Origin of the sequence: Hymenobacter elongatus (assembly GCF_004745955.1) — a bacterium.
In the GTDB taxonomy this organism is placed as follows: Bacteria; Bacteroidota; Bacteroidia; order Cytophagales; family Hymenobacteraceae; genus Hymenobacter; species Hymenobacter elongatus.
In genome coordinates, this window is sequence record NZ_SRLD01000001.1 from 77,835 (window position 1) to 89,855 (window position 12,021).

General features: G+C 64.4%; 8 protein-coding genes. 1 reads left to right on the plus strand and 7 read right to left on the minus strand.

The features are described 5' to 3' along the window. Positions 1-113: 113 nt before the first annotated feature. On the plus strand, positions 114-2,555 hold the full coding sequence (locus tag E5J99_RS00335) for an outer membrane beta-barrel protein (protein WP_135495721.1): 2,442 nt from the start codon (positions 114-116) through the stop codon (positions 2,553-2,555). Positions 2,556-2,818: 263 nt separating this feature from the next. On the opposite strand, the gene E5J99_RS00340 is transcribed toward E5J99_RS00335, so the two are convergent. The 7 genes from E5J99_RS00340 to E5J99_RS00370 all read right to left on the minus strand — a co-directional run bounded on the left by E5J99_RS00340 (position 2,819) and on the right by E5J99_RS00370 (position 11,403). Then, positions 2,819-3,643 (minus strand): amidohydrolase family protein, encoded by an 825-nt coding sequence (locus tag E5J99_RS00340; RefSeq protein ID WP_135495723.1) that lies wholly within the window; start codon positions 3,641-3,643, stop codon positions 2,819-2,821. Positions 3,644-3,761: 118 nt separating this feature from the next. Beyond that, positions 3,762-5,066 (minus strand): hypothetical protein, encoded by a 1,305-nt coding sequence (locus E5J99_RS00345; RefSeq protein WP_135495724.1) that lies wholly within the window; start codon positions 5,064-5,066, stop codon positions 3,762-3,764. After that, the gene (locus E5J99_RS00350) at positions 5,044-6,159 is read right to left on the minus strand and encodes an aminotransferase class I/II-fold pyridoxal phosphate-dependent enzyme (protein ID WP_135495726.1); all 1,116 of its coding nucleotides are present in this window, start codon (positions 6,157-6,159) and stop codon (positions 5,044-5,046) included. Before E5J99_RS00350 ends, E5J99_RS00345 begins: the two co-directional genes overlap by 23 nt. 3 nt (positions 6,160-6,162) lie before the next feature. Beyond that, positions 6,163-8,217 carry a hypothetical protein gene (locus tag E5J99_RS00355; protein WP_135495727.1) on the minus strand — a complete coding sequence of 685 codons (2,055 nt, stop codon included), beginning with the start codon at positions 8,215-8,217 and terminating at the stop codon, positions 6,163-6,165. Positions 8,218-8,229: 12 nt separating this feature from the next. Then, positions 8,230-9,573, minus strand: coding sequence for a hypothetical protein (locus tag E5J99_RS00360; RefSeq protein ID WP_135495728.1), 1,344 nt, complete (start codon positions 9,571-9,573; stop codon positions 8,230-8,232). A 3-nt stretch (positions 9,574-9,576) separates the two neighbouring features. After that, a complete protein-coding gene (locus E5J99_RS00365; RefSeq protein ID WP_135495729.1) occupies positions 9,577-10,404 on the minus strand; it encodes a hypothetical protein in 828 nt (275 codons plus the stop codon). 66 nt (positions 10,405-10,470) lie between these two features. Next, the gene (locus E5J99_RS00370) at positions 10,471-11,403 is read right to left on the minus strand and encodes a hypothetical protein (protein WP_135495731.1); all 933 of its coding nucleotides are present in this window, start codon (positions 11,401-11,403) and stop codon (positions 10,471-10,473) included. Between the last annotated feature and the right edge of the window lie 618 nt (positions 11,404-12,021).

Genomic DNA, 12,021 nt, shown 5'->3' on the forward strand with positions numbered 1-12,021 from the left:
ACAACTCGCGCTTTGGTGGTGCGCGACTTGCACTTGGTCGAATAAACTTCCGGCCGGGCCGGGCCCGCAGTTCCTTTGGTTCAGATTCTTCGCTACCCCAACCGAACCGGCCCATGCTTCACTCCTGCCTCCCCTCCACCGTTGCTGCCGCCGCCCGCCGCTGCGCCCTGCTCGTGCTGGCCGTTCTGCTGACCGCTACCGCCGCCCTGGCCCAGGCCACGCTCACCGGCCAGGCACTCGACCAGCCCACGCGGGAGGCGCTGAGCTTTGCTACCGTCGTGCTGAAAACCACTGACGCGCAGGCTCAGGTACTCCAGTCGGGGCTGGCCGATGCGCAGGGGCGCTTCGCGCTGAAGGCCGTGCAGCCCGGCAGCTACCAGCTCCACATCCTGATGCTGGGCTACGCCACCCATACCCAGGCGGTGACAGTGACGGGGCCGGCGGCCGTGGAGCTGGGCAGCATCGGGCTGGCTCCCAGCACCCAGCACCTGCAGGAAGTAACCGTGACGGGCCAGCGCCAGCTCATCCAGCAGAAGCCCGACCGCGTGGTGATGAACGTGGGCGAAAGCCTGCTCGGGGCCGGCAACGACGCCTACAGCGTTCTGGCCATGGCTCCCTCGGTGCAGCTCATTGAGGGTAAGCTTAGCTTCCGGGGCAAGGGTAACGTGCTCATTCTGCTCAACGGCAAGCGCCTGCCCGGAGCCAACCTGGAAACCGTGCTGGCCAGCATTCCCGGCGACCAGATCGACCGCATCGAGCTGATCAGCAACCCCTCGGCCAAGTACGATGCCGACGCTTCGGGCGGGGTTATCGAGATTTATACCAAGCGCAGCCAGACGCTGGGCTGGACGGCAACCCTGGGCGGCAACCTCAGCCAGGGCCAGCGCACGGGCAGCGGCCTCACCGGCAGCCTGCGCCTGAGTACGCCCAAGCTCGACGTTACCGCCAGCGGCAGCTTCGCTGGCAAAGGCGGCTTCGAGCGCGGCGACTATCAGCGCACGCTCTACCTGGGCAGCACGCCGCAGGCCAGCCTCACGCAGCAGAATGACTTGTCCAAAACCATTCGCGACAACAGCCTCAACACCAGCACTAACTACCACCTTAACCCCGCCGCCACCCTTGGCCTCGACGTGGACCTAAGCCAGAGTAGCCTGACCGGAACGGGCTGGACGCGGGCCGCGCTGACGGAGGCCACCGGCCTCACCCGCAGCCGCGTGGACGAAGACGTGCTGCTGAGCGACGCGTTTTCGAGCTCTACCCTCTTCTACAAGCGCACCCTCGACAGCCTGGGCTCGGCACTGCTGGTCAGCGGCAACTACGCCCGCTTCGACAGCCGCCAGCAGCAAACCTTCCACCAGCGCGTGCAGGGCCCGTGCGACTCGGCCGAAACGGCCACCAGCTTCCAGAATTACATTCCGGCCTCGTACCACATCTACACTGCGGCCACGGACTATACCAAGGTCTGGAATGCCAAAACGCGCCTGGAAGCGGGTTTCAAATACACCGACACCCGCAACGAGAGCCGCCAGCACACCCAGCGGTGGCAGCACGGCGAGTGGCAGGCTCAGGCCGGTAATCAGTTTTCGCAGCTCGGCTACCAGGAGCGCATCGGGGCCGTCTACTTCAGCCTGAACCACAGCATCGGCAAGCTCAGCCTGCAAGCCGGACTGCGGGCCGAACACACGCGCTACCAGGTGCTGCACGGCACCGATTCGAGCTATTTCAACCTATTTCCCAACCTGCGGGCCGACTATCAGGTGTCGGATGCTTACTCCACCTCCCTGGCGTACGCCGAAAACATTCAGCGCCCGGCCTACGAGAGCCTGATTCCGTTTGAGCGGCTGCTGGACAACTACACCTCCTACAAAGGCAACGCCGCGCTGCAGCCCGAATATGCCCGCAGCCTAAGCTGGAACCACTTGTACAACGGCTACGGCCTACAGGTGCAGCATACCGCTACTGCCAACCCCATTTCGTCGGTCTACCTTAATGACGCGCCCAACCAGCGGCTGGTCCAAACCATGCAGAACGTGCGCCAGCGCCACCTGACCAGCGCTACGCTCACCGCGCCACTCGCGCCCGCCAAGGGGTGGAGCATGAGCAACAGCGGCAGCCTCTACCGGCAGGCGCTGCGCTTCCCCAACCCGCTCGACAACGCCGCGCAGTACCACAAACGCCAAACTTACTTCAGCCTCAGCTCCGACAATACCCTGACCCTGGGCCAGGGCTGGACGGCCCGGGTGTACGCGCTCTACAACTCGCCCTCCTTCAGTGGCCTGAACGACTTCGACTCGTATTCCTACGTGTCGGTGGGGGTAAAAAAGGCGTTCTGGGACAAGAAAGCGTCGCTCAAGCTGGATGTCAGCGACTTGTTCTATGGTCTCAATTTCCGGGTATCGTCGAACGTAGTGCCGGTGGTAAACGACGTCATCACCTACAACGATTCGCGGCGCGTACGGCTGTCGTTCACCTACAATTTTGGCAAAACCGACCTCAAGAGCAAGCGCGTCGAAACCTCAGGCAACGCCGCCGAGCGCAGCCGCCTGGGCATGTAGCCAGCCGCCTAAAAACGGAAGAATGGCCGGGCCATGCTGAGCCTACCGAAGCCTCCCTACCGCTGCGTTTTTTAGCCTTCATCTGGCACACGCACAGCAAAGAACCTTTCGCACCTACTCCAACAGCCGCTGCACTCCGCTCGTTGTCGTGAGGCGGCAACGAGCGGAGTGCAGCGGCTTTGGGTTTTTATTAACGTAGCGGAAGTTGCCTCGTGATAGTCAGAATAACCGGCGAGTGAATTTACACCCCGGTCAACCACCCCTCACGTCCGCACCAGCCACGGGTCGCGCCACTCCTGGCGCAGGTCAGCCGCGGGCACCGACACGCGCTGCACCGCCGTGGCCTGCGGCTGCCGGCGCACCTTATCGAGCAGCCCCAGCAGGTTGCCGGCCAGCACCAGCCGGGCCTCCTCGGGGCGCAGGTGCAGGGCCTCAATTTTGGCCAGCTCCACGCCGGGGTGCAGCCAGGGACCATCGGAGCCGAAGAGAAACTTGTGGGCCCCGGCCCGCGCCACGGCCCGCTGCAGAATGTCGAAGCGCCGCACCCCGCTGGTATCGGCGTAGATGTTGGGAAACCGCACCAAATGGTCGATGAGGCCGGCCTGGGCGCGCCAGTCGTCGGAGAAGCTGCCCAGGTGCGGAATGATGAAGCTCACGTCGGGGTACTGCTCGCCCAGCAGCTCCACCACCGATATTTCGCCCACCACATCGTAGAGCACCGGCAGCCGGAACGCGCGGGCCACGTCGCAGATTTCGCGGCTAATGCGCGCATCGAAGCGGTGGCACTTGATACCGCAGAACCCGTACTCCTGCACGGCCGTGGTGACCATTTCCAGCACCCGGCCCCGGTCGCGCTGGGCATGTACGAAGGCAAAGCCGTAGAACCGCTCGGGCTGGGCGTGCACCAAGTGGGCTACCTGGCGGTTGGCCACGGCGTAGTCGGAGTGAAAGGCGGCAAAGAGCACGGTGCGCTGAATGCCTGCCTGCTCGGCCCAGGCCAGGTAGGGCTTCAGCGGCGCGTCGGTGTCCCAGGGGCCGGTGAGGCCGTCGCCTTTGCCGGCGTGGCAGTGGCAGTCGATGATGAGCATGGCTAAGGGCAGGTAGAAAAATCAGGAAGAAACCGGGCGTAGCGCCAGCGGGTAGTTGTAGCGGAGCAGCCTTGCGAACGACATTCGCCACGCCCATCCGAATGCAAGCCGACCACCCTCACAAGGGCCGACCATAGACCCCACGCGGCACCACGGCCAGCGGCAACGACCATGCTACCAGCAACGCCTCATCCAGCCGCCTCGGGTTGTTGCGGATGGACTCCCGAAACACCAGCATTGGGGCTTCGGCGGGGTCATCCAGTTTCGTGCTATCGTCTCCAGGCGTAAGAATCTGCCACCACCCCAGGCCCTGGCGGCGGGCCCGCAGCGCAGGCGCCCGTTGGTTTTCGATGAATACGCCCCGCAAACGCCCCGCGCGCACTTCCGTCAGAATGTTCACGGCCGCGTCCCGGTAGAACGAGTCGGCGCTGCGCGCCATGCGCAGCAGCGCCCGCTGGGCGTGCACATCGAGGTTAGGATGAAGCAGCGCCTGCGGTGTCAGGTCCCGCGCCGTTAGCGGGGCGGCGGGCGGCACCGGCAACATTGGCACCGCGTGTTCCAGCTCGTAGCCTTTGCGCAGGTGGCGGCGCTGGCGGCCTTCCGCTTTGTTGGCCCGAGCCCCGTGCCACTCCGTCCGGTACTGGCTGTAGCTGGTAGCTGGGTCGGGGCCGGGGTAAGCAGTGAGGCGGTCATAGGCGGGGGCTGTAGGCCGGTCCTTCTTTTGGGTACGAATGGGCTGTTTGCCATAAAAGAAGTGACCGGAAATCTGCCGCCCCTGCTCGTCGATGACGTGATAGTGAGGCGCGTCGAGCGGCTGCTTAGCGCCGTGGTGGGCCACCCGGAAACGAAACCGGGCGTTGCTTCTGGTACTGGCGGCATTGCGCCGGGCCGCTTCGGCGGCGGCGGCTCGCTGGGCGGCCCCAGCCGTGGCGTGCAGACTGTTGCCCGTGGAAGGCCGCTGCCCGTCGCCCTCGGGAATACCCGGCGAAGGCAGTGGCGGCCACAACGGCGCGCCGGGCGGCGTTTCGCCCAGCAGCTCATCGAGCACCAGGCTGCCGCCCTCTTCTGCCCGCGACTGGCACCGGTGGCAACCACAGCCGCTCTTGGGACCAGCCGTCAGCTGCCGCAGTTTCTTGCCCAAGTGGTAGCGGCTCAGAAATCGAACCAGTGCCTGCTGGCACGGCCGGCACCCACCCGCAGTAGTAATCAGCAGCATACTACGCACCCGCACCGGAAAGCCCGGCTCGGCGGCAGCCTGGCGGCTGAACCAGCGCATCAGCTGCTGCTCCGGGTGCCCCGCACAGCCGGGGCCGGCCGGCGCGCGGCGCAAGGGCACCCGCAGGGTTTGTCCGCCTTTGGTGTACACGGTGGCAACGGCACTGGCCAAAGCGGGGCCGGCACTACGGGTGAGCGTCATTTTCATGGCCGATGGGAGAAGTAATAGAGGACGAAAACCAGCGGGTGTGGCGCGCCAGAGCAGCAACGCACTCGGTAACGGCTCGGATATCGGCGGCCGAGTGGTCGGCGCGCAGGCAGAACGCCACCTGGGGCACGGTGGGCCGGTGCGTATCGGCCAGCAGTAGCGTCTCAATTCCATGTTGGCGTAGCTGCTGCTGCATACTCAAGGCGGCCGTAGTGCAGGGCAGCAGCAGTTTCTGCACCGGAAACAGGCCGCCCTGCGGGCAAATTCCGGCCGCTGCCAGTGCCCCCCGAAACTGCCTGATGCGCTGGCCAAGGCGCTGCCGGGCTTCGTCGCCGTGGCAGGCATCGTGGCGCAGGGCAGCCCGGGCGACCCAGGCGTGCAGGTTCGAAACCGGACTGGTGTGCACCCGCACGTCGCTGCGCCGCTCGTAGCGGGCCAGCCGGCTGGCGCTACCGGCCAGCACGGCCACCGGCACCCCCAGGCCTTTTGCCAAGGAAGTAATGGTTAGGAGTTTAGCACTCCGCACGCCCACAAACGGCAGGCAGCCCCCGCCCCCGTGGCCCAGCGGGAGCCGGCCAGTGGGAGCGGCACCCAGCACGCCGAATGCCTGCGTGTCATCGAGCAGCAATACGCCGTCGGGGTAAGGCTCAAGCAGGGCCAGATAGTGCGCCAGCGGAGCCGCCCTGGCGGCAGTCAGGTTCCAGCCATCGGTCACGAGCCAGGGTATTTTGCCGCCCTGGCAGTGCGTGTGCAGCAAGTGGAGGAGCTGGGGCAGGTTGTCGGCGGCAAACGGCACCACTGCCAGCCCCCGCAGCAGGGCCCGGGCGCTGCCCCAGTGCCCCACCGGGTACATGTTTCGGTCGATAAAAATAACGGTGGAGCGGGACGGCAGCCGAAACACGTCCCAGAACAGGTGCAGCGTCGACGGGGCCAGCAGGCCGGTTTCCAGGCCCTGCCGCCGGGCTACTTCCCGGGCCACGGCGCGCTGCCAGCACGGCTCGTGCAACGCCGCCGGCTTGCCGAACGTGAGCGGCAAGCCGGCGGGAATCGTCACGGACCGCTCCCCCAGGTACAAGGCGGAGGTAAAGTCCACGGCTTACTCCAGGTAGCCATTGTGGCGGGGCAGCGGCACCCGGCCGGGCAGGGGCTGCCCAAAACCAGGAGACACCAGCGGCCCACTCAGCTGCCGGTTGCGGTGCAGCTGCTGTTGCTGCAACGCCGTTTGGCGCTCAATGAGCTGGGCTGGCTGCAGGTAGCGCTCCTCGTTGTCGGGCATGTTCAGGCGGGCGTCCACGATGTCGGAAGCCAGATCAACGCCGGTCACGGCCTTGTAGGCGTGGATGTAGCGCTGAATTTCCTCGCGCCAGTAGTAGGCCCAGTTGGCGGCATTGGTAGCGCCGGTGGTCGGGCTGTTCCAGGCCCCGTAGCGGATGGAGAGCAGCAGCTGCTCGCCGAAAGCGCCCAGGTCGTGGAAGTGGCTGACGTTGGCCGGATTCCAGCCCTGCAGCTGCTTCATGTTGTCGACGCGGTCCATCCAGGGCTCGGTGTAGGGCACCATGATGCGGCCGCCCAAGAATTCGCGCACCTCGGGCCGGGCCAGCAGCCACTGCTGAGTCAGCATCTCGGCGCGGGCCGTCCAGGGCAGGTCGCCGTACTGGTTGTGGGCTCCCTCGGCCAGCACGAGGTGTACTTCGCGCAGGTGGTTGAGCACCGGGAAGCCGTCGGGAATGACGGTGGTGTAGTTGGCCTGCTGGTAAAACTCCGTGGCGGCCCGCAGCAGACTGTGGAAGCCGCGCAGGAAAAAGGTGCGGTGCTCGGCCACCGGAATGCTTTGCACGGCCCGCCCGATGAGCCCGATACCGTACTCATACTGGTACTCCAGGTTGCGACGGTTCAGCGTCAGGCGGTTGCGCTCATCCTCAATGTAGCCCCACATCAGGTTGCTGAGCGGGCGCAGCGGGTCCAGGTTCAGATTGGCCAGCGGGTCGCCGTGGCCGTTGCCCTGGCGCACGTTCTGAAACCGCAGGCTCAGGGCATTCATCGTCTGCACCAGCCCGCCCTCCTCGTGCCAATACGACCAGATAAGCTCCAGCAGCGGCGGCGCCTGCAGCTTCGACTTCAGAATGCCGTAGCACACATCCACCTGGCTGCCGCCGAAGTCGCTCAGATTCTTGAGCGGCACCTCCGACAGCTTCTCCCGAATCAGCTTGAAATAGGGCAGCACCCGGCCTTCTTCCAGCTCCAGCTGCTCCAGGTATTCCTCGCGCATCTCATTGAGGCTGTTAGCCCCGCCGGGCCCCAGCCGCCGGGCCTCCTCCAGGTTGCGCCGGCGGGAGCTTTTGTTCAGGTTTTTGCTGGTGCCGCTTGCCGGGTTGCCATTCTGAAAATCAGAAGCACTCAGGGCCAGCCCCGACTCCTGCATCAGGTACATCTCGGTGGCATGCTTCAGCATGGCGTAAGAAGCCAGCCGGTTGAACGGCGCAATCGAGGTGGGAGGGGCAGAAAAGTCACCTCTATTGACAGGCTGGGGCCGTTGCACGCACAGGACGCTGTCGACGAAGGCGCGGTAGTGGTTGAAATTGAGCGCCCGATTGCGGATGAGCCCCCACAAGCCCTGGTCGGCGGTTTCTTCCCGCTTGGCCTCGTTCATGGTTACCCGCACCGGCTGCTCCACTTCGCCGTCGCTCACCACCAGCCTGGCCGGTCCAAAATCCAACTGCACGCCATTCGGAACATCCTTCTTATACACGTTACCTTTCACCAGAAAGACCCCCTCCTCTTCCCATTCTTCCGCCTGCCACTGTATCTCAATAACATCTGTGTTGGCGAGCGGGAAGGTAATAGTTGCACCAGGTGTTGTAACATCCGTTAAAACTCCATTCTTGAGAAACATCAGCCTCTCAAACGAGGTGTCATCGTTCCCGGGTATAACCTTTGGCGTGAGCGTAAAAACATTGCCCACAATGGTATACGTGAAGGTAAACACCTGCGCAGCACTGCCTTTTCTCTGATGATCAAAGATCAGATCAATGGAATCAGTATCGCGTAACTCAGCTTCCAGGCTCGATGTCTCGGCACGCAGCTCCAGGGCCAGCACGGCGTTGTCGCCGAGCGAAATCTGGTGGGCGTCAAATCGTATTTCGCGGTTCATGGTCTTTGAGGATTAAGAGGGTGAGAGAAAGCCGCTTCGGCGCGTGGGTGGGTGGCGGCGGGGCGCGGGCGACAGGGCGGGCGCGGGGCGGGCCAGGCAGTAGTTGCGGGCCCGGTTCAGGGCCCAGCGGGTGAGCAGCTGGGTAAGCACCCGCGACTCCTCGCCGGCCGTCATCCGGCCGTCGGCCTTAGCCTGGCCGATGACGGCAAACACCAGCGAAGGGGCGCACTCGTCGCGCAGCGCGGGCCGCACCTGCCATTCCCCGAACAGGGCCTGCAGGTGCTCCGGCTGCCGCTCGGCCACCGGAAACAGATCGGCCAGCGGCTGCCCGCGCAAGGTGGGCGAGCGGTGCCGAACAACCAGCTGCGCAAACTCCGGCAGCAGCGCCAGCAGGGTAGTGATAAGCTGCTGCTTGCCCGCCGGCAGCCCCGTAATCGGGTAGAGCGCCGACCATTGCTCCGTCAGGTCCGTCCACTGCGGATGCGGGTACAGGGCCTCGCCCAGGGCAATGCTCAGACGCACCCGAATCCAGGGAAACGGGTGGGGCCCGTCGGTGCTGATGCGGAACACAAAATAGCTGGGCAGGCTCACCACGCTCATCAGCCCGTAGGTGGCCCCGATGCCGAGGTGGGCCAGGGCCCAGAAGTCCGACAGGATTTCGTTTAGCCAGCGGCTCAGCAGCTGCCAGCCCACCTGCTCGGGCCCGCCCTCTGCCACCCGCTGGTCGATTTCGGCCCGGATGGTGGTGGTCAGGTTTAGCAGCTCGGAGCCCTGGTGGCCCACTTCGTGAATGAGCGACGAGGCAATGCCGCTGCCCACCATTCGCTCCCGCGGAATCTGAATGACCCCCACCGGGTTGTCGTCGCCGCCGGGCAGGCGGGTGCGGGCCCGGCGGATGGCGGCCCCGTGGCCCCGTTCCAGAAAGCACATCAGGGGCGGCGGCTCGTAGTAGTCGCCGGGCAGGTGCAGGGCGTCTTCGGCCAGCACATCGAGGCCGGCCAGCCAGGTGCCCGTGCCGTGCTCCCCGCGCTGGCTGAGCACGTCGGCGAAGATGTCAAACTGGTCGAGCAGGCTGTTGAAGCGCAGCTTAAGCAGCACGTAGCGGGCCTGCGAATGCTCGGCATCCACGCCCTGGCTTTCGGGACTGCGCACCCACTCGATGAAGGTTTTCAGCTTCCGACGCAGGTCGAAGGCGACGTGGGCCAGGTGGCTATTGATGGCTGCCTGCGCCGGGGCCGACACGGCCGCCGCCAGTACCATGGGCGTGCTGAGCGCGAAGGAGCGGACGGTTTGGAGCCGGGTCAGCAGGGCCTGTGCCTCATTGACCAGAAACTGCGTGTCGGCGGCGCGGCGCATCACCTAGAGCTGAATGATAAGCGTGCGGCCCCGGCGCGTCCACATGCCCTGGGCTGCGCCCACGCCATCGTCGTCGTGGCCGTATACATTCTGGCCGAAGCCGTTGCCGTTGGCCCCAAAGTCGGGCTCACTGCCGTTGGCTTCCTGCGGCGCGTAGCCATTGCCGGCATAGCCCCGTGGGGCTGCTCCATAACCGCCGCCGCGCTGGCCGCCGCGCCGCCGCAAGAGCCCTGGTGCGTGCTGGCGGGCGGCTTGCCCAACGGCGTTGCGCAGCAGCATGCGCGGCGCTATTCCCGGCTGCCGACGCTGCATACTGGCTGCCCGGCTCGCGGCCGAGTTAGCAAAGCGCACGTAGGCGCGGGCCATTTCAAACTCCTGATCCTCGGGGCTCAGGCCTTCCAGCTCCAGCTCAAACAGGTTGCTGGCGGCTGAGCCCAGCTTATTGCCTATCATGCCACCCAGGGGCCCGCCGACTAACGAGCCCAACGCGCCGCCGGCAATAGGCAGCGCTTTTTTAGCCACGGTTTTAAGAATATTCCCCAGTCCCCGCCCGACAGATGAGCGGGCAAACCCGCCGATGGCCTTGCCGGCCCCTTTGATGAGCTTGCCCAGAAACATGTTCAGCTCTTGCTCATTGCTGACTTCGAGCAGCTCGTGAGCCAGCTCCATTTCCTGGGTTTCGTTGAGCTCCTGCTCGCCGTTCATTTCGAAGGTTTCGCCGTTCAGCTCACCCATAAATTCGGGGTTGAACTCGTACGTTTCGTTGGAGCCGTACTCCTGCTCCTGGCCGAGACTGGCCTCAAATTCCTGCGCAAATTCGTTGTTATACATGGCTGTGAGATGAGTAGAGGATGGAGAATACTAAGAAAAGAGCCCCGCTCAACGGCGGCCCACCCCTCAGGCGTTGCGCAGCACAATGGCGTTGCCGCGCCGTATCCAGGTGCCGCTGGTAGGGCGCGGCCGACCATTCGGGCCGGCACCCGCAGGACTGGCGGCCACGCGCGCACGTCCGTTGGCGCTGCCAGCGGCAGCCGGCTTGGCACCCTGCGTCAGCAAGCCGGGCGCAAGCTTGGGCACGGAGGCACTGAGCACCTGCTGGCCCAGCTCACCCAGGCTCAGGCCGGGATTCTGCCGCACGGCCTGCTGGGCCCGGCGGGTGACGTCGGTGGCGAAGCGAACGTAGGAGCGCGCTATTTCCAGCTCCTGATTTTCGGGGCTCAGGGTTTCCAGCTCCAGGTTGAAGATGCGCTGGGCATTGTCGGCCACCCAGTTGCCGGCCTGGGTGCCGGCCCAGCCGCCCGCTTTCTGCCCAGCCCAGCTGCCCGCCTTCTGGCCCGCCCAGTTGCCGAGCTTGGCACCAGTGGCTCCAAAGCGCCCCCCCAAAGCCGAGCCCACCTTTCCTCCGACGGAGCCGCCGGCCTGGCCACCGTACTGACTGGCCAGCTGCGGCAGGGTTTTCTTACCAAAGTTGACCAAGTACTGCCCCACGCTGCGGCCCGCCGGTGAGCCGACGAAGCGCGAAGCCGCCCCACCCACGGCTCCCGCCGCCCGGCTCATCAGGCCGCCCAGAAACTGGTTCAGCTCCTGCTCATTGCTGACTTCGAGCAGCTGGTAGGCCATTTCCAGCTCCAGGTTTTCGCCCTGGCTGGCTTCGAATTCCTGGCTGTACTCCTGCCCGAATTCGCCGCTGTATTCCTGGCCGAACTCCTGGCCGAATTCCATTTCCTGGCCGTACTCGCCTTGAGCGCTGTATTCGTAGCCATTTTCGTATTCCCCGGTCAGCAGCGGGCCAGATTCCAGCTCCTGCAAAGTTCGATCGATGTTGTGCATGACTGACAAGTAGTTAGGATGAGAGAAGTATCGACCTCTTAGTATCCAAACCCGGTGCCAGCCTATTCGAAGCCGTTTCCAGCCCGCTGGGGCCAGTGCCGCCGAAACGGGTTTCGCGAAGCCGGAAATCGGACGGACTTTAGCGAAAAGAATTTCGCCGAAGCCCAGCGTGCCGTCCTGTGCCGTAGAGGTACTTGGAGCGGGTTTGGGATTTTACTTTTTGTGTCCTGCTCATCTGGCGTCCGCTTGTCGAAGCATCTCTACCGCAATGCTAAATGGCGTTGTTCCCGAACACAGAGAAAGTGGATTTGGCCGTCATGCTTAGCCTGTCGAAGCATCTCTACCGCTAAACTAACCTGATTACTTTGGCGGTAGAGATGCTTCGACAGGCTCAGCATGACGTTCTTTTTTTATGTCATTTCTAGTTCAGGAACAAGTCTAATGATTACTAGCCCGGTAGAAATGCTTCGACAAGCGGACGCCAGATGAAGCAAGACGCAAACGGGGTTTTTACCAATTCCCAAACACGCTCTTAGTCTCGGCAGTCGCGCCGTCGCCCGGTTTTCAGTTGGAAAAATGTGCGGGTATTCAGACGCATATTTGCGTTTCTCCAGACCT

Excerpts from the sequence above, each read along its gene's own strand:
- E5J99_RS00335 (WP_135495721.1), top strand. The coding sequence starts at position 114 with ATGCTTCACTCCTGCCTCCCCTCCACCGTTGCTGCCGCCGCCCGCCGC.
- E5J99_RS00340 (WP_135495723.1), bottom strand. The coding sequence starts at position 3,643 with ATGCTCATCATCGACTGCCACTGCCACGCCGGCAAAGGCGACGGCCTC.
- E5J99_RS00345 (WP_135495724.1), bottom strand. The coding sequence starts at position 5,066 with ATGAAAATGACGCTCACCCGTAGTGCCGGCCCCGCTTTGGCCAGTGCC.
- E5J99_RS00355 (WP_135495727.1), bottom strand. The coding sequence starts at position 8,217 with ATGAACCGCGAAATACGATTTGACGCCCACCAGATTTCGCTCGGCGAC.
- E5J99_RS00360 (WP_135495728.1), bottom strand. The coding sequence starts at position 9,573 with ATGCGCCGCGCCGCCGACACGCAGTTTCTGGTCAATGAGGCACAGGCC.
- E5J99_RS00365 (WP_135495729.1), bottom strand. The coding sequence starts at position 10,404 with ATGTATAACAACGAATTTGCGCAGGAATTTGAGGCCAGTCTCGGCCAG.
- E5J99_RS00370 (WP_135495731.1), bottom strand. The coding sequence starts at position 11,403 with ATGCACAACATCGATCGAACTTTGCAGGAGCTGGAATCTGGCCCGCTG.